The organism is Stenotrophomonas maltophilia, assembly GCF_004920835.1.
In the GTDB taxonomy this organism is placed as follows: Bacteria; Pseudomonadota; Gammaproteobacteria; order Xanthomonadales; family Xanthomonadaceae; genus Stenotrophomonas; species Stenotrophomonas maltophilia_AQ.
On sequence record NZ_QFHO01000038.1, the window covers coordinates 17,238 to 37,623 of the forward strand.

Consider the following 20,386-nt stretch of genomic DNA (forward strand, 5'->3'; position numbering starts at 1 on the left):
CGGCCGGGGGCAGCCGCCTCGGGCATGTTCATTCTTCGAGGCCGGCGTCCGCCGCCTCGAAAATCTTCAGTCGACCACGCAGGCGCAGCACTGCCTGGCCGTGGATCTGGCAGACCCGCGATTCACTTACGCCAAGCACCGCGCCGATCTCCTTCAGGTTCAGCTCCTGCTCGTAGTAGAGCGACAGCACCAGCTGCTCGCGCTCGGGCAGGTGGCCGATCGCCTTGCCCAGCTCGCGGCCGAACTCGCCGCGTTCCAGTACCTGCTGCGGGGTCGGGCCGCCCTGGGTGACGGTGTCCAGCTCGCCCTGGTCTTCGATGCGCGACTCCAGGCTCAGCACCTGGCCACGTGCGGCGTCTTCCATCAACCGCAGGTATTCGGGCAGCGGCATTTCCATCGCCGCGGCCACTTCGGTGGCGCTGGCGGCGCGGCCGCTGCTCTGCTCCAGGCGGCGGATGGTGGCGGCGGCATCACGAGCGCGGCGGTGCACTGAGCGGGGCACCCAGTCGCCACGGCGGATCTCGTCGATCATCGAGCCGCGGATGCGGATCGACGCATAGGTCTCGAACGAGGCGCCCTGGTCGGCGTCGTAGCTGCGCGAGGCTTCGATCAGGCCCATCATGCCGGCCTGGATCAGGTCATCGACCTCGACGCTGGCGGGTAGGCGCGCAGCCAGATGGTGGGCGATGCGCCGCACCAGGTCCGAATGCTGGGCGATGACTTCGTTCGCCGCCGAGCGCTGCACTTCCCTGTACTGGGCTGCGCCTTTCATGCCGTCACCCCACGCTGCTTGAGGATGCGTTCGAGGAAGAATTCGACGCCGCCACGCGGTTCGGTCGGCGCCTGCCAGCGCGCGGTACGGCGCGCGATCTCGGTGATCGCCAGCGCGGCCGGGCTGGACGGATAGGCCTTCACCACCGGCTGCTGGCGCTGCACCGACAGGCGCAGCCAATCGTCCTGCGGAACGCAGCCGAGGTAGTTCAGCGAGACATCGGCGAGGAACTTCTCGCAGACACGGGTCAGCTTTTCGTACAGCACGCGGCCCTCGTTGGGGTCGCGCACCATGTTGGCCACCACCTGGATGCGGTCCACGCCACGCTCGCGCGACAGCACCTTGATCAGTGCGTAGGCGTCGGTGATCGAGGCCGGCTCGTCACAGACCACCACCACGGTGTCCTGTGCGGCCTGGCAGAAGGTCAGTACGCCATCGTTGATGCCGGCGGCGGTGTCCACCACCATGATGTCCAGCTCGCGTTCCAGCTCGGAGAACACGTTGACCAGGCCGACGTGCTCGGCCGGGGCCAGCTCGGCCATGTGGCGGCGGCCGGACGCGGCAGGGACCACCAGCACGCCGTTCGGGCCTTCGACGATGACGTCATCCAGCGAGCAGCGGCCGGCGACCAGATCGGCCAGGGTAAAGGTGGGGTTCAGTCCCAGGATCACGTCGATGTTGGCCAGGCCGAGGTCGGCGTCCAGCAGCAGCGTGCGCTTGCCCATGCCGGCCAGCGCCACGGCCAGGTTGGCGGACACATTCGTCTTGCCCACGCCGCCCTTGCCGCCAGTGACCGCAATGGTGCGCACAGGGCCGAGCGGCTCGCTGCGGGTGGCCGACAGCGGGAAGGTCTTGGTCAGCTTGGCGTACTCACGCGACGGCATGGTTCAACTCCGGGTTGCAGGGCATATCGGCCGCGCGGCGCAAATCTTCAAGGCGAAGTACGAGATTGGCTGCACTGGCCCGGTGCAGGTCCTCCGGAACGTCCTGGCCGTCGGTCACCCAGGTGATCGGCAGGGCGTGGTCCACGGCCACCGACAGGGCGTTGCCGAAGCGGCCGGTTTCGTCCAGCTTGCTCAGCACCAGGCCCTGCAGGTTGGCCGCGCCGAAGCGGCGGACCACCTCGTCCATGTCGCCGAAGCTGGTGTTGGCTGGAAGCACCAGCAGGGTGCGGACCTGGCGGGCGGCACGCAGCCACTGCAGCTGGGCGGCCAGGGCACGGTCGCGCGGGCCCAGGCCGGCGGTGTCGATCAGCACCAGCTTGTAGTCCTTCAGGCGTTCCAGCAGCTGGTCCAGGTCGGTGCCGCTGTTGGCCTCATGCACCGCGATGCCGAGCTGGCGGCCGTAACCGTACAGCTGCTCGCGGGCACCGATGCGGGTGGTGTCGGTGGTGACCAGGGCGACATCGCGCGGGGCGTGCTTCTCGGCGAAGCGCGAGGCCAGCTTGGCGATGGTGGTGGTCTTGCCGGCGCCGGTCGGGCCGACGAGAGCGATCACGCCGCCTTCCTCCAGCGGGTCGACCGGGGCGATCGGCAGCTTGCGCGAGATCAGCCCGAGCATCAGGCCGCGGCCGCGGTGCGCATCGGTCTCCAGCGGGATCTGCATGGCCACGTCGCGGGCCAGGCCGGCGTCGAAGCCGTACTCGTCCATCAGGTCCAGTGCAGTGGCGCGCACCGGGCAGCCACGCAGGCGCTCGTCGGTGAAGCGGTTCATCTCGCGCTCGATCACCTGGCGCATGCCGGCCACTTCCTGGCGCAGCTGTCGGATCTCGGCATCGTCCTGGGCGACCACGGTCAGCACCGGGGCTGGTGCAAGGGTCGGTTCCGGGGCGGTGTCGATGGTTGCGTCCGCCATCGACGGTTCGTCGGCGAAGGTCTGCGACTGCGCGTCGGCCACAACGCTGGCCGGCAGCGGCAGCGGCGGCGGCTGCACCGCCACGGCCGGGGCCGGGCTTTGCTGATGCTCGGCATGCGGCGGATCGATCTGGAAGCGCGCACGGTTGGCCGGGATGATCACGGCGGGTGCAGCGACAGCGTCGGCGACGGCGTCTGCGAACGGGCCGAAGGCCTGTTCCGCACGCGCCGGTTCGTTGACGGCAGCACGCGCCAGGGTTGCGGCGAAGCCGGTGCTGCCGCGGGTCGGCACGATCTCGTCGGCGCTGTCCAGGGTGCGGCCGGTGGCACCGACGGCGGCGCGGGCCAGCGCGGCAACGGCCGAGGTGGTCGCAGCCACCGGTTCCGGTGCCGGGGTGGCACTGCGGCGACGGGTCACTGCAGCGATCACCGCGTCGGCGGCATTGCGCGGCTTTGGTACCGGCGGCGGGGCGATGTCACGACGCGAGGCTTCCAGTGCACGCTGCACGGCGCTCTCGTCGTAGTTGGCGGCGGCAACGATCTCGATGCCTTCCTCGATCCGGCGGTTGGACAGGATCACGGCGTCAGGACCATGTTCCTTGCGCACCAGGTTCATGGCCGAGCGCATGTCGGCGGCAACGAATCGTTTGATTTTCATGCTGTGGTCACGGGACGAAGACGGCGGGGTGGCGGTCGGAGAACTCGGGTGGTCGGTGGTCTGCACGGTGCGGGTTCCCCTTGGTATCTGTCTGTTGCGTTGGTTCGAAAGTGGTGTCTGTTTTCTGGCGCATCGGAGGGCGGCGTCAGCTGATCGTTCCGACCAGCTTCAGGCGCTTGTCCTCCGGCACCTCGCTGTAGGCCAGGACCGACAGCGACGGAACGCTGTGGCGGACCAGGCGGGCCAGCGCGGCGCGCACCGGGCCGGGTACCAGCACGACCGCGGGCTCGTTGCGGGCTTCCTGCTTGCTGACACATTCGGCCAGGCTCTGGTGCAGTCGCTCAGCGAGTCCGGGTTCCAGCGCGGCGCCGTTGCCCTGCGTGGACTCCTGCAAGACACGTTCCAATTGTGGGTTGAGCGTGAACACCGGCAGCTCGGCCGACATTCCGGCGATCTCCTGCACGATGAAGCGGCCCAGTGCGGTGCGCACGGCGGCAGTCAGCACGGCCGGGTCCTGGCTGCTGGGCGCGTGTTCGACCAGCGCTTCGGCGATCTTGCGCAGCTGGCGGATCGGAATGCGCTCGACCAGCAGGTTCTGCAGCACCCGTACCACCGCCGACAGCGGCAGTGCCTTCGGCGTCAGATCTTCGACGAGCTTGGGCGCACTCTTGGCCAGGTTGGCCAGCAGGTGCTGCACTTCTTCGTGGCCGAGCAGTTCCGGCGCGTGTTCGCGGATCAGGTGCGAGAGGTGGGTAGCGACCACGGTGGCCGGATCGACCACGGTGTAGCCGAGCGTCTCGGCCTGGGCGCGCTGGTGCGGCTGGATCCAGGTCGCGTCCAGGCCGAAGGCGGGGTCCTTGCCGGCGATACCTTCCAGCGCACCGAGCGCGCTGCCCGGGTCCAGTGCCAGCTCGCGGTCCGGATGGATCTCGGCGGTGGCCACCGGCACGCCGTGCACCAGCACGCGGTAGCCATTGGCCGGCAGTTCCAGGTTGTCGCGGATGTGCACCGACGGAATCAGGAAGCCGACATCCTGGGTCAGCTTGCGGCGCACGCCCTTGATCCGCGCCATCAGTTCGCCGCCCTGGTTGCTGTCCACCAGCGGGATCAGGCGGTAGCCGACCTCCAGGCCCAGCGGATCGACCGGGCGCAGCTCGTCCCAGCTCAGTTCGGCGGTGGGCGCGGGTGCGGCCGGACGGCCCAGCGCAGTGAGTGCGGCGGCGTCACTGTTGCCGGCGGAGGCATCGGCAGCCGGCAGCTTGCTCTTGCGGTACAGCTTCCATGCGATGAAACCCAGGATCGCGGCCAGCGTCAGGAAAGCGACGTTGGGCATGCCCGGCACCAGGCCGACCACACCGAGGATGCCGGCGGTGATCGCAAGCGCGCGGTACTGGCCGAACACCTGGCCGCTCATCGCCTGGGCCATGTCCTGCGAGCGCGAGGCACGGGTGACCAGCATCGCCACCGCACTGGAGACCAGCAGGGCCGGCAGCTGCGCCACCAGGCCGTCGCCGATGGACAGCAGGGTATAGGTGGCAGCGGCATCGCCGAAAGGCATGCCATGCTGCAGCACGCCCACGGCCAGGCCGCCCAGCATGTTGATGAACAGGATCAGGATGCCGGCGATGGCATCACCACGGATGAACTTGCTGGCACCGTCCATCGCACCGTAGAAGTCGGCTTCCTCGCGCACTTCCTCGCGGCGCAGCTTGGCTTCTTCACGCGTCAGCAAACCGGCGTTGAGGTCGGCGTCGATCGCCATCTGCTTGCCGGGCATGGCGTCGAGGATGAAACGCGCGGTCACTTCCGAGACGCGGCCGGCACCCTTGGTGATGACCACGAAGTTGATGATGGTCAGGATCGCGAACACCACGATGCCGACTGCGTAGTTGCCACCGATCACGAACTCGCCGAAGGCGGCAATGACCTTGCCGGCCGCGTCGTGGCCGTTCTGGCCGTTGAGCAGGATCACGCGGGTGGAGGCCACGTTCAGGGCCAGCCGCAGCATGGTGGTGACCAGCAGCACGATCGGGAAGATGGTGAAGTCCAGCGGGCGCTTCACATAGACCACCGCCAGCAGCACCATCAGCGAGATGGCGATGTTGAAGGTGAACAGCGCATCGAGCACCGGTGCGGCCAGCGGCACCACGACCATGGCCAGCAGTGCCAGCACGATCAGTGGCGCGCCAAGGCCCTGGCGGATCATCTCCAGGGCGCGGCGGGTGTTGAAGCCGGGGGAGGGCTGGGCGCTCACGGGCGGCCTCCCTTGCCGAATTCATCCACCTGGATGTGCGGGCTGTCCGGCATCGGGCCAGTGCGCCAGGCGCGCAGCTGGTAGACGTAGGACAGGACCTGGGCCACGGCCGAATACAGTCTCACGGGGATTTCCTTTCCGAGTTGGCCTTCCCGATACAAGGCGCGTGCCAAAGGCGGCGCCGAGACGATGGCGACCTTGTTGCCATCGGCCACTTCACGGATGCGCAGGGCGGTCTCGTCCACGCCCAGGGCGACCACTTTGGGGGCGTTCATGGCGCCGCCCTCGTACTTCAGGGCCACCGCATAGTGGGTGGGGTTGACCACCACCACGTCAGCAGTGGGGACCGCCTCCATCATCCGGCGGTTGGCCATCTGCTGCTGCAGCTGGCGGATGCGGCCCTTCACCTCCGGGCTGCCCTCGCTTTCCTTCATTTCGCGGCGCAGCTCTTCGCGGGTCATCTTCAGCTTGCGCATCCAGTTCCAGCGCTGGTACGGGGCGTCGATGGCCGCCAGCACCAGCATGGCGCCGGCGGTAGCCAGCAGCAGGCGCAGGGTGAAGCCGAGGCCGTCGGTGATGGCGGTCTCCAGCGGGTGGTGGATCAGACCGCGCAGGGTGTCGAAGCCGGTCCATACCACCAGCCCAGCGGCGACCCCGACAAAAGCCACGCGCAACAGCGACTTGGTGAACTCGGCGATGGCCTCCGGGCCGTACAGGCGCTTGAGCCCGCTCATCGGGTTCATGCGGTTGATGTCCGGCAGCATCGCCTTCTGCGACCAGCGCAGGCCACCCATCACCAGTGGCGCGACGAAGCTGGCCAGCAGGCAGACCAGCACCAGTGGCGCGATCACCAGCATGAACTGCAGCAGCAGGTCGCCGAAGTGGCCGAACAGTTCCTTCGGGTTCTGCCGCAGGCTCTGTTCGGGGCTGAGCGCATGCTTCATCCAGGCGCTGGCGCCACGGCCGATCGAGCCGCTCATCGCCATCACCGCCAGTACGCCGGCGCCGAACACGGCGGCGGTGCCGAGTTCGCGCGAGCGCGGCAGGTTGCCCTGTTCACGGGCATCGCGCAGGCGTTTTTCGGTGGGTTGTTCGGTCTTTTCGCCGGCGGATTCGTCTTCGGACATCACGGGCACTGCGGCAGGAGATGCCGGGGTGCGTGCAAGAACCATGCCGTGACGGGTTCATGCGCCAACCAAGGTTGGCACCTACCAGAGCAGGCACCGGCAGCGCCGGGTCATGCCCGGGGGGGAGCCGGGTGCGGGCTCGGCTACAGGGGCGCGTTGCCGCTGGGCGGCGGGCTCTGTGCCAGTTCCACACGAGGCCGGGGCAGGTCGTGCAGTTGCATGAAGCGGGCGGCATCGACCGGGCGACCGAGCAGGTAGCCCTGCAGGTAATCGCAGCCCAGCCGTTCCAGGTAGGCGCGCTGGGCGGCGGTTTCCACGCCTTCGGCCACGATGTCCATGTCCAGCGCATGGCCCAGCGCCACGATCGCCGAGACGATCACCACATCCTCGGCGCTGTGCTCCAGATCGCGCACGAAGGCGTGGTCGATCTTGATCTCGGTGGCTGGCAGCCGCTTCAGGTACAGCAGGCTGGAATAGCCGGTGCCGAAGTCATCGATGGAGATGCCCACGCCCAGTGCCGACAGCGCCTGCAGCAGGCGCAGGCTGGTATCGGTATCGCGCATCACGGTGCTCTCGGTGATCTCCAGCACCAGGTAGCGTGGGGTGATGCTGTAGCGCTCAAGGACGTCGCGCACGTCATGCAGCAGGTGCGGTGAGCTGAACTGCACCGGCGACAGGTTCACCGACATCGACCAGCCTTCATGGCCGGCGTCGTGCCAGCGGCGCAACTGCTGGCAGGCCTGGTCCAGCGCCCAGCGGCCGATTTCATTGATCGCGCCGCTGCGCTCGGCCAGGCGGATGAACCGATCCGGCGGGATCAGGCCATGTTCCGAGTGCCGCCAACGGATCAGTGCCTCGGCGCCGGCCACTTTCTGTGTGGCCACGCGGATCTTGGGTTGGTAATTGAGGAACAGCTGTTCGCTGCCGATTGCCCGGCGCAGGTCGGCAAGCAATCTGAACTGTTGCTCGGCGCTGTCGTTCATCCAGTCGGCGAACAGCACGAAGGCGTTGCGCCCCGATTCCTTGGCCTGGTACATCGCGGCATCGGCGAAGGCCATCAGTTGCCGCTCGCTGGCGGCGTGGTCCGGGCAGATCGCCACGCCGATGCTGGCGGTCACCTGCAGTTCGTTGTCCGGCAGCAGGGGCCCGCTGCCGACCGCCTGCAGGATGCGCCGGGCCAGGGTCGGAAGATCCTCGTCGTGCTCGATGCGCACCACCAATACGAACTCGTCGCCGCCCAGACGGGCCAGCATGTCGTTGGGTCGAAGCAGTTGGCGCGTGCGTTCGGCCACCGCCACCAGCAGTGCATCACCGGCCTGGTGGCCATAGGCATCGTTGACCTGCTTGAAGCCATCCAGGTCCATGAACATCACAGCGAAACGGCTGCCGCCCTGTTCGGCCTCGGCCAGTGCCTGGACGATGCGACGCTGCAGCAGCAGGCGGTTGGGCAGGCGGGTGAGTGGGTCGTGCAGTGCGGCCTGGGTCAGTTCCTGCTGCGCGTCGGTCAGCGAGGTGCTCAACAGGGAATTGCGCAGGCGCAGCAGCTGCGCCTCCACCCGCTGGTCCAGCCAGGACACCACCAGCACCACGGCCAGGATCGCCACGGTGAGCATCACCACCAGCATGGCCAGCCATTCGCTCTGTAGTCCATCGCCGACGGCTGCGCCGCAGATGCTGCCTTCCGGAAAGCGTGCGGCGGCCATGCCGGTGTAGTGCATGCCGACGATGGCCAGCCCGAGCAGGCCCGCCGCTGCCAGCCGGTCGCCGACACGGGTGCGCTGCGCACGCAGGCGGAACGCCACATACAGGGCCGTCCACGAAGCAGCGACTGCCACCATCAGCGAAAACAGCAGCCAGCCCGGGTCGTAGTCGATGCCCGGCTGCATGCGCATTGCGGCCATGCCAACGTAATGCATGCCGGCGATACCGGTGCCCATCAGCAGGGCGCCACCGGCCAGCCGCGGGTGCGGCAGCGTGCGCAACGAGACCAGCCACAGCGCGAACACCGACGAAGCGATGGCCAGTGCAAGGGAAAGCAGGGTGATCGGCAGGTCGTAGCCGAGCGGAATGGGCAGGTCGAAGGCAAGCATGCCGATGAAGTGCATCGACCAGATGCCCAGGCCCATGGCGAAGCCGCCACCGATGCGCCACCACCAGGCCGCGCCCTTGCCGGGTGCGGTAACCGTGCGCCCGGCCATCGCCAGCGCGGTGTATGAGGCCATCACGGCGACCAGCAGCGAGATCACTACCAGCCACGGGTTGTACGTGCCTACCAGCATTCGTCAGTCTCCCGGACCTGCCTGTCGACGGAAACTACGGTGGGGCATGCATGAGGCCGGCCGACGCAGGGCGCCGGCCACGTGCGGCATCCCCCCGGTTGCCGCGCATTCACTCTAACGCGCAGACCCGGGGGAAGGGCAAGCAGTAAAACGTGATGATCGGGTCAGTGTGTGACCGCGTCCGCAGCCTGGAAGGCGGCGTCGAACAGGCGCTGTACCGGCGGGCCCATCTCGCCTGCCAGCAGGGCCAGCAGGAACAGGCCCAGCAGCAGTGAGACCGGCAGGCCGAGCTGGATCGGGTTCAGCGCCGGCGCGGCGCGCGCCAGCACGCCGAACGCCAGGTTCACCGCCAGCATTGCCACGGTCAGCGGGATCGCCAAAGTCAGCGCACCGCGCAGCACGGTCAGCAGGAAGGTCGGCGCGATGCTGAAGAAGGCATGCGGATCGGGCAGTGGCGCACCGATCGGCAGTGCCCGGTAGCTGTCCACCACCAGCGAGATCAGCGCCAGATGGCCATTGGCGGTGAAGAACAGCAGGCCGAACAGCAGATAGAACCACTGCCCGATCACGCCTGAGGTGCCGCCACGCAGCGGATCACTCATCTGTGCGAAGGCCAGGCCGGTGCCCTGGGCAATCAGTTCGCCGGCCATCGCGCCGGCCTCGAACACCAGCCGTAGCAGGAAGCCGATGGATACGCCGATGGCCAGCTCGCGGGCGATGGTCAGTACCGTGGCGGCATCGAAACCGGTCCAGTCCGGTACCGGCGGCAGCAACGGTGCCAATGCGATGGCCAGGGTGCCGGCCAGCACCACGCGCACCCGGGCCGGGACGGCGCGGGTGCCGACCATCGGCATGGCCATGGCGACCGCGCCGATGCGCAGCATGGTCCACAGCACGGTGCCGATCATGCCGAAGGCGTTCAGCCCATCGGCGGCCATCTGGGTGGCGGCGTCCATCGAAGCGCGTGTCCTAGCCGATCAGGTGCGGGATGCGCTGGAACAGCAGCGTGGTGAATTCGACCAGGTGGCCGATCAGCAGGCTGCCCAGTGCGAACAGCACTGCGGTCAGCGCGGCTGCCTTGGCGACGAAGGCGATGGTCGGTTCATTGAGCTGGGTCGCAGCCTGCACCACGCCCACCACCACGCCCACCACCAGCACGGTGAGCAGCAGCGGGCCGGCCACCCACAACACGGTGATCAGGCCGCCACGCAGTTCGGTCAAGGCAAGTTCGGGAGACATCGTATTTCCATCGGTAGCGCCGGGCCATGCCCGGCAACGCTTATGTAGAGTCGAGCCATGCTCGACTGCCTCCCGGTCAGGCCGGATTGAAGCTCGCCGCCAGCGTACCCACGGTCAGCACCCAGCCATCCACCAGCACGAACAACAGGATCTTGAACGGTGCCGACACCAGCATCGGCGACAGCATCATCATGCCCATCGACATCAGCACGCTGGCCACGACCAGATCGATGATCACGAACGGGATGAAGATCAGGAAGCCGATCTCGAAGGCGGTCTTCAGTTCACTGGTAACGAACGATGCGACCAGCACCGGGAACGGGATCGCATCGGGGCTGGCGTAGGTGCCATGCCCGGCGATGCCGGCGAAGGTCATCAGGTCGGTCTCGCGGATCTGCGCCAGCATGAAGGCGCGCAGCGGCGAGGTGGTCAGCGTCCAGGCGGTCTGGAAGTCGATCTCGCCATTGAGGTAGGGGGCCATGCCGGTGCTCCAGGCCTTGTCCCAGGTTGGCAGCATGATCATCGCGGTGAGGAACAGGGCCAGGCCCAGCAGCACCTGGTTGGACGGCGTCTGTCCGGTGCCCAGTGCCTGGCGCAGCAGGCCCAGCACGATGATGATGCGGGTGAACGAGGTCAGTACCAGCAGCATCGACGGGATCAGGGTGATCGCGGTCATCAACAGCAGGGTCTGCAGCGGCAGGCTGACCGGTGCACCGCCGATCTTGCCGACATTGATGTCGGGCAGCGGCGTGGTCGGCGCGCCGGGCGCGGCGAAGGCCAGCGCCGGCAACAGGCACAGGGCGAGCAACAGCAGCCACGGCATCAGGGTGGCAAGACGGGTACGGGTGACACGCATGTCAGGGATCCTTGCGCAGCCGCTGCTGCAGCAGCTGGGCGAAATTCGGCAGGTTCTTGAAGTCCGGCACGCGCACCGGTGCCGGCGGTGGCAGCGGTTCGGGCAGGGTGTGCAGGGTGTTGATGCCGCCGGCGGTAACGCCCAGCAGCAGCTGCTGGCCATTGACCTCCACCACCACCACGCGCTCCTTGGCGCCGACACTGAGGCTGGCCACCAGCTTCATGCCTTCGGCCGGGCGGAAGCCGCTGCCGGGCAGGCGCTTGAGCAGCCAGCCCAGGCCGATGACCAGGGCCAGTACCGCCAGCAGCGCCAGCACCGCACCGAACAGGCTCGGTGCGGCGCCGACCTGCGGGCCGATCGGTGCGGCGGTCTTGCCGACCGCCAACAGGGTGGAGGCCAGCAGGCTCAACGCAGTCTCCGGATCCGCTCGCTCGGGCTGACCACGTCGGTCAGGCGCACGCCGAAGCGGTCGTTGATCACCACCACCTCGCCGTGGGCGATCAGGGTGCCGTTGACGAACACGTCCAGTGACTCGCCGGCACCGCGTTCAAGTTCCACCACCGAGCCCTGGTTGAGCTGCAGCAGATTGCGGATCGGCAGGCGGGCACGACCGACTTCCAGCGACAGGGTCACCGGCACGTCGAGGATCACGTCCAGGTTCAGGTCCGGACCGTTCGCTTCATCGGCCTGCAGGCTGCTGAACTGGGCCGGGGTCGGTTCGAGGGCGTCGATATCGTTCATTGCGGGTCTTCCTGGATGACGGGTACGCGCGGACGGGTGCCGGGCGGATGGGTAGCGGTGATCTTCACGGCGTTCATGCCGTTGGCGACGCCGAACTCGCCGGTGAACACGGGGATGTTCTCCACGCACAACGGCACCTGCGGGCTCAGCTCGATCGGCAGGATGTCGCCGACCTTCAGGCGGGTCAGGTCGCGCAGGGTCATGCGCTTGCTGGCCAGTACGCTGGACAGGGTCACCTCGGCGATGTTGAGCTGCTCGCGCAGGGTCTGGCCCCAGCTCTCGTCGCGGTCGTTGCGGTCACTCTGGATGCCGGCGTCGAGGAGCTCGCGGATCGGCTCCAGCATCGAATACGGCAGGGTCACGTGGATGTCGCCGCCACCGCCGTCGAGCTCGACATGCAGGCGGCACACCACCACGTACTCTCGCGGCGTCACGATGTTGGCGAAGTGCGGGTTGATCTCCGAGCTGATGTATTCGAACTCGACATCCATCACCGGTGCCCAGGCCTCGCGCAGGTCGGCGAAGGTCTGCTTCAGCAGCAGGTGGATCACCCGCATTTCGGTGGCGGTGAACTCGCGGCCTTCGATACGGGTCGGGTAGCGCCCGTCGCCGCCGAAGAAGTTGTCGACGATGGCGAACACCAGGGTTGGCTCGAACACGATCAGGCCGGTGCCACGCAGCGGCTTGAAGCGGATCAGGTTCAGGTTGGTCGGCACATACAGCGAGTGCATGTAGTCGTTGAACTTGATCAGTTCGATGCCGCGCACCGACAGTTCGGCCGAGCGGCGGATCAGGTTGAACAGGCCGATCCGCCACAGGCGCGCGAAGCGCTCGTGGACCATTTCCAGGGTCGGCATGCGACCGCGGATGATCCGGTCCTGGCTTGCGAAGTCGTAGGAACGTGCTTCGCCCGAAGGCGGTTCCGCATCGGTCTCGACCGCGCCACTGTCCACGCCGTGGAGCAGGGCATCGATCTCGTCCTGGGACAGCAGATCATTCATCGGGGGGCCCTTACTGGGTCACGAAGCTGGTGAACAGCAGATCGTCGGCACCGTTGCTGCCGGTCTCGGCCTTGAGCACTTTCTGCACTTCGGCCAGCGAGGCGGCCTGCAGCTTCTGCTTGCCGGCGATATCGGCGATCTGGTTCGGGCTGACCTGCGAGAACAGCATCAGCAGGCGCGCGCGGATGGCAGGGGCGTGGGTCTTGATCGCTTCCAGCGCGGCCGGGTCGCGGGTCATCAGCTGTACTTCCAGCTGCAGATAGCGCGGGCCGTCGACCGGGCCGTTGAGATTGACCACGAAGGCCGGATCCAATGCGAAGTACTGCGCCGGTGCCGGAGCAGCGGCTTTCTTCGGCGCCGGTGCGGCCTTGTCTTCGTGCTTGGACTGGGTGAAGAACCACACGCCGCCACCGGCGGCAGCGGCGGCCAGTACGGCCACCAGTGCGGTGATCAGGATCGGACTACGCGGCTTGGCGGCCTTGTCCTTCTCGGCGGTCTTCTTGGTTTTGTCAGCGGCTGCGGCCACGGGGTGAAGCTCCTGAGGGTTGCTTCACCGGGATATGCAAGGGGCGTGCCGTAGCTGGGGCAGAGGGGGGCGACGGAATTCCGTCGGGGTGCCGGTGGGGCCGTGCGGAGCAAGCTCCGCACCCACCAACGCGATACTGGCAGGTGCGGCTCTATTGCCTCGGTGTTCTGGTGGGCGCCGACCGCCCCGCTCTGGTGGGTGCCAACCTTGGTCGGCACGCATTCTCAGGCGTACGCGTCCAGCAACCCGCGCTGGCGGATCAACTGCGCGGACGACATGCTGGCGTCGCCCGGCGACGGTTCTCCGTCACCCGCCATGCCGCCGCTTCCGGCCTGGCCCGACGCATTGCCGTCACCGCCGGGGGCCTGATGACCAATATCGGCGTGGGCCAGCTGGAAACCCTGCTCGCCCAGCAGTTCACGCAGGCGCGGCAGGCTGCTTTCCAGCGCCTGGCGCACATCCACGTGCGGGCTGCTGAAGCTGGCGTGCACCTTGTCGCCGTTCAACTGCAGACGCACGTCGACCGGGCCCATGTCATCCGGGCTCAGGCGGATGTGGGCGTGGCCGATCTTCTGGTCGGCCAACCAGCCCAGGCGGGCGCCGATGGCCTGGTCGAAGCCATCGTCACCGAGCACCGGCTTCGGCGTCGGTTCGCCGTTGAAGATGGCGTTGCCGGTGGCCAGCGCGGCCTTCAGATCCTGCACGGCTGCAGTTGCCGGTGCATGCAGCAGGGGGGCAGGGGTACGGTCACCGATGGCGGCCACGTCGCTACCTTCGCCTCGGTCGCCGCGCTTGCCCGCCGGCAGGATCATCTCCGGCAACGGCAGAGTGGTGGCGTCGTCGGCGCTGGCCGCCAGAGGCTTGCCGTCGGGCGATCCAGTGGCGATGGCCGTGGGTGCCGTTGCCGCAGCCGCCGGCAACGCTGCGCCGGCAGCGGCGGGCAGGGCACCAGCATCGTCGGCGAGCACAGGCGTGGCCGTTGTTGCCAGCACTGCAGCGGGATCGGCCAGCGTCGGCACCGCCAGCACCAGTCCGGCCAGGCCAAGGGGTGGCCACGGCGCATCCTCGGTCGCGGCTGCTTTGCCCTTTTCGGCGCCTGCAGTGGTTGTCCCTGCGGGTGCCGATGCCGTGGCGTCTTCGGTTGCAGCGTCGCTGCCCGGCTTGTGTTCGGCGGGTGTCCGCCCGTTGCCATCAGAGGTCGCAGACGGCATGGGCGTGGTCGACGATGGCGATGAGGTACGGGCGGCCGTGGACGTGTCCGGGCCCGACGTCCCATCCTGCAACAGCTGGCCGAAGCCCTTGCCGCTGTCATTGCGCGGCGCGCGCGTGCTGCCATTGCCGGTGTTCTGTGCCTGCGCGTTGGCGCTGCTGGCGAGCGGTGCGGGCATCACGTGCGACCTCCCTGCTCACCGTCTTCCTGGTCCTCGGCCTGCACCAGGCGTGCACGGCGCGCGCCGATGTCGTCCATCTCGCGCTGGTCGCGGCGGTCGGTCACCACCTTCTCCTGCGCGCGGTAGCTGGCCGCCAGCTGTTCCAGCACGGCCTTGTCCCGGCTGGCCAGGATCAACCGGGCGCGCTCGGCTTCCACCTTCTCGCGGTTGCCATTGACCGTTGCCTGCTGCTGTTCGACCGCGCTGTCCAGGCGATCGAGGAAGGCGCGACGGTTCAGCAGCTGTGCCGGGCTGGTCGCCGCCATCTGCGCGTTCGCATACTCTTCGGCATAGCGGCGCAGTTCATCCAGTCGCGACAGATGCGTGTCGAGCACGGTCTGGCGTTCGGCCAGATCGCGAGCAACGGCATCCTCGTGTTCCTGGGCCCGCTTGAGCAGGGGGTCGATGCGCTTGGACTGGTTCATGGCTTAACTCTCTTGTTCCACCAGGCGCTGCAGCGCCGCCTGGCTGTGCGGGAGATCTGCGGCCTTGGCAACGTCCTGGCCGAGGAATTCCATGATTTCCGGCCAGCGTTCCAGGGCTTCGTCGGTGGCCGCGTCGTTGCCGCGCTGGTAGGCACCGATGGCGATCAGGTCACGATTGGCCGAATAGGCCGAGACCAGTCGCTTCAACTTCCGGATGCGCAGGCGCCACGGCTCGTCGGCGATTTCCGTGACCACGCGGCTGACCGACGATTCGACGTCAATGGCCGGGTACAGGCCACTGTCTGCCACGCGACGGGACAGCAGGATGTGGCCGTCAAGAATGGCGCGCGCCGCATCGGCGATTGGATCCTGCGGATCATCGCCTTCGGTCAGCACGGTGTAGAACGCGGTGATCGAGCCACGGCCCTTGGCACCGTTGCCGGCGCGCTCGACCAGCGCCGGCAGCTTGGCGAACACCGACGGCGGATAGCCGCGGGTGGTCGGCGGTTCACCGACCGACAGGCCGATCTCGCGCTGCGCCTGCGCGAAGCGGGTCAGCGAATCCATCAGCAGCAGTACATTCAGGCCCTGGTCGCGGAACCACTCGGCGATGGCGGTGGCGCGGTAGGCACCATGCAGGCGCGCCAACGGCGGCCGGTCAGCCGGGCTGGCGACCACCACGGCGCGGCGCAGGCCTTCTTCGCCCAGGGTGGTTTCGACGAAATCGCGTACTTCGCGGCCACGTTCACCGATCAGGCCGACCACGATCACGTCGGCGGCGGTGTATCGGGTCATCATGCCCAGCAGGGTCGACTTGCCGACGCCGGAGCCGGCGAACAGGCCGACACGCTGGCCTCGGCCGATGGGCAACAGCGCGTTGATCGCGCGCACGCCCACGTCCAGCGGTTGGGTGATCGGTTCGCGCGCCAGCGGATTGATCGAAACGCCGGCCATGCCGACATGGCCTTCGGCGCGGATCGGGCCCTTGCCATCCAGCGGCACGCCATCGCTGTCGATGACGCGGCCGAGCAGGCCTTCGCCCACTTCCACGCCGCCACGCCGAGCCGACGGCACCACCCGTGCGTTGGGCAGCAGGCCATGCAGTTCGGCGCTGGGCATCAGGTAGGTGCGCTCGCCGGCGAAGCCGACCACTTCGGCATCGACCCAGCCACCGTCGACCACTTCCACCTTGCAGCTGGCGCCGAGCGGGGCCTCGCAGCCGACCGCTTCCAGGGTCAGGCCGACTGCGCGGCGCAGCACGCCCTCGCGGATCAGGCCACGCCCGTGCCCGGTGTCCACGCGCAGGCCGTCCAGGCGACGGGCCAGGCGCAGGTTGCGGGCCACGGCCCAATCGGCCGGCGGCGGGTTCGGTTGCGTTTCGGGCGTCATGCACCTGCTCCAGTCTGGCGGATCACAGCGTCCAGCGCACCGCGCAGGCGGGCTTCGAGGGTGCCGTCGATGCGCACCGCTTCGGCATGCACGCGCAGGTCGCCACGGCTGAGGCTGGTATCGGGTACCAGGCGCTGCTGCGACGACAGGTTCAGGAGGGGAGCGAGCGCGGCGATGTCGTCCGGGTGCAGGCGCACTTCCACTTCGCGGGTGCTGCCACCGACCGCGTCGATGGCCTCACCAACCAGTTGCGCCAACAGTGCCGGATCGGTCTCGTAGGCACGGCCGACCAGCGCGCCGGCGATGCGTACCGCCAGCTCGCCCAGCGCACCGACCACTTCGTTTTCCAGTCGCACCAACGGGCGGCTGAAGTTGTCGAGGATGCCCTCGATCTGCGCGGCGAGGCGACGCACCTCGGCCTGGCCCTGGCCGTAGCCATCGGCATGGCCGTGTTGGAAGCCTTCCTTCTCGGCACTGTCCTGGATCGCCTGGATTTCTTCCAGGGTGGGCAGGTGCAGTGGCGGTTCCGGCTCGTGCTCCGGATCCGGCTCGGTGAGTTCGAACGCGTCCTCCTGGTCCAGCGCCGGTTCGGGCGGGGCCAGCAGGTCCGGGGCAAGCCAGCGCACGACGTTGCTCACAGCATGGCCTCCGCACTGCCGCCGATGGTGACCGTGCCTTCATCGGCCATGCGCTTGACGATGGCCAGGATCTCGCGCTGCGCGCCTTCCACGTCGGACAGGCGCACCGGACCGCGTGCTTCCATGTCTTCCAGCAGGATCTCGGCCGCACGCTGCGACATGTTGCGGGTGATCTTGTCGCGCACCTTGATATCGGCGCCACGCAGGGCCAGGCCCAGGCGCTCGCCGCTCACTTCGCGCAGCACCAGCTGCATTTCGCGGTCGTCCAGGTCGACCAGGTCGTCGAACACGAACATCAGGTCCTGGATGCGGTTGCTCAGCGGCGCGTCGATGCGGGCGATCTCGCCCAGGATGGCCTGGTCCTGGCCGCTGTCCATGAAGTTGAGGATGTTGGCCGCGCACTGCACGCCGCCGATGTTGGACGACTTCAGGTTCTGGTTGCCGGCGAACTGGCGCTCCATGATCTCGTTGAGCTCATTGAGTGCGTTCGGCGGGATGCCGTCGAGGGTGGCGATGCGCAGCAGCACGTCCACGCGGGTGCGGTCGGGCAGCAGCTTCAGCGCGTCAGCAGCCTGGTCGGTTTCCAGATGGGCCATGACGATGGCGATGATCTGCGGGTGCTCGTTGCGCACCAGATCGGCCACCGCGCGCGGGTCCATCCACTTCAGCGCGTCCAGGCCGGTGGTGTTGCGGCCGAGCAGGATGCGATCGATCAGGTTGCCGGCCTTTTCGCTGCCCAGCGCCTGCACCAGCATGTTGCGGATGTAGTCGTCCGAGCCCACGCCCAGCGAGGTCTTCGAGCCCAGCTCCTGGCCGAACTGGTCCATCACCCGTTCCACCTGCTCGCGGGTGATGTCGGTCATGGTGGCCATGGCGATGCCGATCTTCTGCACTTCCTTGGGTTCCATGTGGCGCAGCACTTCGGCTGCATCCAGCTCACCCAGGGACAGCAGCAGCACGGCCGCGCGCTGTACGCCGGTCAATTGTGCCTCAGTCATTGGCCACCCAGCCCTTGACCACCTGGGCCACGCGCTTGGAGTCGGTCTTCACGGCTTCACGCGCCATCCGCAGTCGTTCCTCATATGAATCCACCGGCAGGGCCAGCGCATCCGGCCCGCCCAGGCTCGCGCGGTCGGCGCCCAGCGCCGGCAGCGGCATGCCATCGTCATCCACCAGCTGCACGTCCGCGGTATGCGGCTCCAGTGCCTGCTCGTCGTTCTTCTTTTGGCCGGTGATCGCGCGCAGCGCCGGGCGCAGCACGCCGAACAGCAGCGCCAGCACCACGACGGCACCCAGCAGCATGCGGCCGGCATCGTGCACCCACGGCAGCTCCCACCAGGCGGGACCTTCCACCGGCGTGGTATCCCGCACGAACGGGGCGTTCATCACCGACACGGTGTCGCCGCGCTCGGCATTGAAGCCGACCGCCTGCTTGACCAGGGCTTCGACGCGGGTCAGCTCGGCCGCCGACAGCGGCTGCGGTGCGACCTTGCCGTTGGCACCGGCGCGCGGCACGTTGTCCACCAGCACCGCCACCGACACGCGCTTGATGCGGCCGGCCGGCTGGCGGGTGTGCTGCAGGGTGCGGTCCAGCTCATAGTTGCGGGTCGCGTTCTTGCTGCTTTCGGTCGGGGTCTGTGCGGTTGCCGGCGCAGCGGCCTGGCCCGGGGGGCTGTTGCTGGTGGCGCCCGGCACGCCCTGCGGACCCGGCGTGGTGGTGCTGTTCTCGCTCATCTGCTCGCTGCGCAGCTTCTGCGGCTCGCCGTTGTACAGTTCGCGCGCTTCCTCGGTCACCGAGAAGTCCATGTCCACGCTGACTTCCGGGTTGACCCGGCCAGGGCCGGTCATCGGCTCCAGCAGTTCGCGGATGCGCTGGTTGAACGAGGTTTCCTGGCGGCGCACCTGCTCGAACTGGGCGGCGTTGACTGCGGCCTCGCTGTTCGGGTCGCTGACGCTGAGCATGCGGCCGCTCTGGTCGACCACGGTCACGCGTTCCGGTGCCAGGTCCGGGATGCTGGCTGCGACCATGTGCACGATGGCGTCGACCTGGCTGCGCTCCAGCTGCTGGCCGCCACGCAGTTCCAGCGTCACCGAGGCGCTGGCGACGTCGCGCTGGCGGGTGAAGGCGCTGGGCTTGGGAATGGCCAGGTGCACGCGCGAATCGCGCACTGGGCGCAGCGTGTTGATGGTGCGCGACAGTTCGGTCTCCAGCGCATGCTGGTAGCGCGCGCTTTCCACGAACTGGCTGACGCCGAAGCCCGGGTCGCGTTCCATCAGCTCGAAACCGAGTTTGCCGCTGTCGGTCAGGCCGGACCCGGCCAGCTTCAGGCGGGCGTCGTGCAGGTTCTTTTCCGGCACGGTGATGCCACCGGTGGCCGGGTCCAGCTGGAACGGAATCTGGGCGGCACGCAGCAGGTCGGTCGCTTCAGCGGTGGCCTTCTGGTCCAGGCCGGTATACAGCGGGACCATGCCGGGCTTCTGCGACCAGAAGAACACGAACAGCCCGGCGGCTACGGCCACGGCGATCATCGCCATCAGTCCGAGCCGACGGGTGATCTGCAGGCTTTGCAGCCGATCGAACCACTGGCCCGCCTTTTCGGCGTTCAGGGATTCCTTGGAGAGCGACAGGGCCATGCGGTTCTATCCTTACAGCGGCATGTTCATCACGTCCTGGTAGGCCTGGACGAGACGGTTGCGGACTTCCACGGTGGCGCGGAAGGCGATCTGGGACTGCTGCGAGGCGACCATGACCTTGGCGAGGTCGGCGCTGGGGTCGCCCATTTCGAAGGCTTTGGCCAGGGCGCCGGATTTCTGTTGCGCGTCGTTGACGCCGGCAATCGCACCACGCAGGGTTTCGGTGAAGCTGGCCGGCTGGGCCTGCGGTGCATCCAGCACCGTGCCCGGCAGGGCGTTGCTGCGCGGCGTTTCGCCCAGCGGGTTGAGCGCCGGCTGTCCCATCTGGGTCTGATAGGAGCGGATCTGCGAAAGGATCGACGTGACGGAGTGGGACATCTGCAACGGTTCCAGAAACAGGGGATGGGGTTGTCTGCTGGAGCAGGTGCAAGTGCCGTGCCGAAACCGGTTTTCGATTCAGTGAAGTGAGGGTGTGGGTGTTCTGGCAGGGCTGCGCCCTGCACCCGCCGAATCAACGTCAACGTCAACGTGAACGGCAACGTCAACGGCGGGCTATCCGTGGGG

The 20,386-nt window shown here is 67.9% G+C and carries 20 protein-coding genes; all 20 read right to left on the reverse strand.

What is annotated here, in order from left to right:
* Window positions 1-28: 28 nt before the first annotated feature.
* Window positions 29-772, reverse strand: coding sequence for an RNA polymerase sigma factor FliA (locus DI041_RS19275; RefSeq protein WP_006365468.1), 744 nt, complete (start codon window positions 770-772; stop codon window positions 29-31).
* Window positions 769-1,656: a MinD/ParA family ATP-binding protein gene (locus tag DI041_RS19280; protein ID WP_065723213.1), complete on the reverse strand. Its 888-nt coding sequence runs from the start codon at window positions 1,654-1,656 to the stop codon at window positions 769-771. Before DI041_RS19280 ends, DI041_RS19275 begins: the two co-directional genes overlap by 4 nt.
* On the reverse strand, window positions 1,643-3,283 hold the full coding sequence (flhF, locus tag DI041_RS19285; protein WP_136639683.1) for a flagellar biosynthesis GTPase FlhF: 1,641 nt from the start codon (window positions 3,281-3,283) through the stop codon (window positions 1,643-1,645). The genes DI041_RS19280 and flhF overlap by 14 nt, the downstream gene beginning before the upstream one ends.
* A 145-nt stretch (window positions 3,284-3,428) precedes the next feature.
* Window positions 3,429-5,489, reverse strand: coding sequence for a flagellar biosynthesis protein FlhA (flhA, locus tag DI041_RS19290; RefSeq protein ID WP_211195219.1), 2,061 nt, complete (start codon window positions 5,487-5,489; stop codon window positions 3,429-3,431).
* Window positions 5,490-5,533: 44 nt separating this feature from the next.
* A complete protein-coding gene (gene flhB, locus DI041_RS19295) occupies window positions 5,534-6,664 on the reverse strand; it encodes a flagellar biosynthesis protein FlhB (RefSeq protein WP_136639685.1) in 1,131 nt (376 codons plus the stop codon).
* A 143-nt stretch (window positions 6,665-6,807) separates the two neighbouring features.
* Window positions 6,808-8,943, reverse strand: coding sequence for a putative bifunctional diguanylate cyclase/phosphodiesterase (locus tag DI041_RS19300; RefSeq protein WP_136639686.1), 2,136 nt, complete (start codon window positions 8,941-8,943; stop codon window positions 6,808-6,810).
* 164 nt (window positions 8,944-9,107) lie between these two features.
* Complete coding sequence (gene fliR / locus DI041_RS19305) at window positions 9,108-9,899, reverse strand: flagellar biosynthetic protein FliR (protein WP_046982596.1); 792 nt, start codon at window positions 9,897-9,899, stop codon at window positions 9,108-9,110.
* 13 nt (window positions 9,900-9,912) lie between these two features.
* Window positions 9,913-10,182, reverse strand: a complete 270-nt coding sequence (locus tag DI041_RS19310; RefSeq protein ID WP_005413254.1) for a flagellar biosynthetic protein FliQ — start codon at window positions 10,180-10,182, stop codon at window positions 9,913-9,915.
* Between the two features lie 76 nt (window positions 10,183-10,258).
* Entirely contained in the window at window positions 10,259-11,038 is a 780-nt protein-coding gene (gene fliP / locus DI041_RS19315; RefSeq protein WP_134958130.1) for a flagellar type III secretion system pore protein FliP, read from the reverse strand.
* A 1-nt stretch (window position 11,039) separates the two neighbouring features.
* Complete coding sequence (gene fliO / locus DI041_RS19320) at window positions 11,040-11,438, reverse strand: flagellar biosynthetic protein FliO (protein ID WP_430543778.1); 399 nt, start codon at window positions 11,436-11,438, stop codon at window positions 11,040-11,042.
* 5 nt (window positions 11,439-11,443) lie between these two features.
* Window positions 11,444-11,779 carry a flagellar motor switch protein FliN gene (gene fliN, locus DI041_RS19325; RefSeq protein ID WP_005409543.1) on the reverse strand — a complete coding sequence of 112 codons (336 nt, stop codon included), beginning with the start codon at window positions 11,777-11,779 and terminating at the stop codon, window positions 11,444-11,446.
* On the reverse strand, window positions 11,776-12,780 hold the full coding sequence (gene fliM / locus DI041_RS19330) for a flagellar motor switch protein FliM (protein ID WP_136639688.1): 1,005 nt from the start codon (window positions 12,778-12,780) through the stop codon (window positions 11,776-11,778). The genes fliN and fliM overlap by 4 nt, the downstream gene beginning before the upstream one ends.
* 10 nt (window positions 12,781-12,790) lie before the next feature.
* Window positions 12,791-13,306, reverse strand: coding sequence for a flagellar basal body-associated FliL family protein (locus DI041_RS19335; protein ID WP_136639689.1), 516 nt, complete (start codon window positions 13,304-13,306; stop codon window positions 12,791-12,793).
* Window positions 13,307-13,530: 224 nt separating this feature from the next.
* Window positions 13,531-14,694: a flagellar hook-length control protein FliK gene (locus DI041_RS19340; RefSeq protein WP_136639690.1), complete on the reverse strand. Its 1,164-nt coding sequence runs from the start codon at window positions 14,692-14,694 to the stop codon at window positions 13,531-13,533.
* Window positions 14,694-15,161 (reverse strand): flagellar export protein FliJ, encoded by a 468-nt coding sequence (gene fliJ / locus DI041_RS19345; RefSeq protein WP_046988603.1) that lies wholly within the window; start codon window positions 15,159-15,161, stop codon window positions 14,694-14,696. Before fliJ ends, DI041_RS19340 begins: the two co-directional genes overlap by 1 nt.
* A gap of 3 nt (window positions 15,162-15,164) precedes the next feature.
* Window positions 15,165-16,550 carry a FliI/YscN family ATPase gene (locus tag DI041_RS19350; RefSeq protein WP_136639691.1) on the reverse strand — a complete coding sequence of 462 codons (1,386 nt, stop codon included), beginning with the start codon at window positions 16,548-16,550 and terminating at the stop codon, window positions 15,165-15,167.
* Window positions 16,547-17,188: a FliH/SctL family protein gene (locus tag DI041_RS19355; RefSeq protein ID WP_136639692.1), complete on the reverse strand. Its 642-nt coding sequence runs from the start codon at window positions 17,186-17,188 to the stop codon at window positions 16,547-16,549. Before DI041_RS19355 ends, DI041_RS19350 begins: the two co-directional genes overlap by 4 nt.
* The gene (gene fliG / locus DI041_RS19360) at window positions 17,185-18,171 is read right to left on the reverse strand and encodes a flagellar motor switch protein FliG (protein ID WP_024958226.1); all 987 of its coding nucleotides are present in this window, start codon (window positions 18,169-18,171) and stop codon (window positions 17,185-17,187) included. Before fliG ends, DI041_RS19355 begins: the two co-directional genes overlap by 4 nt.
* A gap of 7 nt (window positions 18,172-18,178) precedes the next feature.
* Window positions 18,179-19,822 carry a flagellar basal-body MS-ring/collar protein FliF gene (gene fliF, locus DI041_RS19365; protein WP_046988606.1) on the reverse strand — a complete coding sequence of 548 codons (1,644 nt, stop codon included), beginning with the start codon at window positions 19,820-19,822 and terminating at the stop codon, window positions 18,179-18,181.
* Between the two features lie 12 nt (window positions 19,823-19,834).
* The gene (gene fliE, locus DI041_RS19370) at window positions 19,835-20,200 is read right to left on the reverse strand and encodes a flagellar hook-basal body complex protein FliE (RefSeq protein WP_005409552.1); all 366 of its coding nucleotides are present in this window, start codon (window positions 20,198-20,200) and stop codon (window positions 19,835-19,837) included.
* Window positions 20,201-20,386: the final 186 nt, after the last annotated feature.

Bases quoted from the DNA above. Each gene is read 5' to 3' on its own strand.
- fliN (WP_005409543.1), bottom strand. From the start codon at position 11,779: ATGAACGATATCGACGCCCTCGAACCGACCCCGGCCCAGTTCAGCAGC.
- DI041_RS19350 (WP_136639691.1), bottom strand. From the start codon at position 16,550: ATGACGCCCGAAACGCAACCGAACCCGCCGCCGGCCGATTGGGCCGTG.
- DI041_RS19300 (WP_136639686.1), bottom strand. From the start codon at position 8,943: ATGCTGGTAGGCACGTACAACCCGTGGCTGGTAGTGATCTCGCTGCTG.
- DI041_RS19275 (WP_006365468.1), bottom strand. From the start codon at position 772: ATGAAAGGCGCAGCCCAGTACAGGGAAGTGCAGCGCTCGGCGGCGAAC.
- DI041_RS19310 (WP_005413254.1), bottom strand. From the start codon at position 10,182: ATGTCTCCCGAACTTGCCTTGACCGAACTGCGTGGCGGCCTGATCACC.
- DI041_RS19340 (WP_136639690.1), bottom strand. From the start codon at position 14,694: ATGCCCGCACCGCTCGCCAGCAGCGCCAACGCGCAGGCACAGAACACC.
- fliP (WP_134958130.1), bottom strand. From the start codon at position 11,038: ATGCGTGTCACCCGTACCCGTCTTGCCACCCTGATGCCGTGGCTGCTG.
- fliR (WP_046982596.1), bottom strand. From the start codon at position 9,899: ATGGACGCCGCCACCCAGATGGCCGCCGATGGGCTGAACGCCTTCGGC.
- fliJ (WP_046988603.1), bottom strand. From the start codon at position 15,161: ATGAACCAGTCCAAGCGCATCGACCCCCTGCTCAAGCGGGCCCAGGAA.
- fliE (WP_005409552.1), bottom strand. From the start codon at position 20,200: ATGTCCCACTCCGTCACGTCGATCCTTTCGCAGATCCGCTCCTATCAG.
- flhF (WP_136639683.1), bottom strand. From the start codon at position 3,283: ATGAAAATCAAACGATTCGTTGCCGCCGACATGCGCTCGGCCATGAAC.
- fliF (WP_046988606.1), bottom strand. From the start codon at position 19,822: ATGGCCCTGTCGCTCTCCAAGGAATCCCTGAACGCCGAAAAGGCGGGC.
- flhB (WP_136639685.1), bottom strand. From the start codon at position 6,664: ATGTCCGAAGACGAATCCGCCGGCGAAAAGACCGAACAACCCACCGAA.
- flhA (WP_211195219.1), bottom strand. From the start codon at position 5,489: ATGATCCGCCAGGGCCTTGGCGCGCCACTGATCGTGCTGGCACTGCTG.
- DI041_RS19280 (WP_065723213.1), bottom strand. From the start codon at position 1,656: ATGCCGTCGCGTGAGTACGCCAAGCTGACCAAGACCTTCCCGCTGTCG.
- fliM (WP_136639688.1), bottom strand. From the start codon at position 12,780: ATGAATGATCTGCTGTCCCAGGACGAGATCGATGCCCTGCTCCACGGC.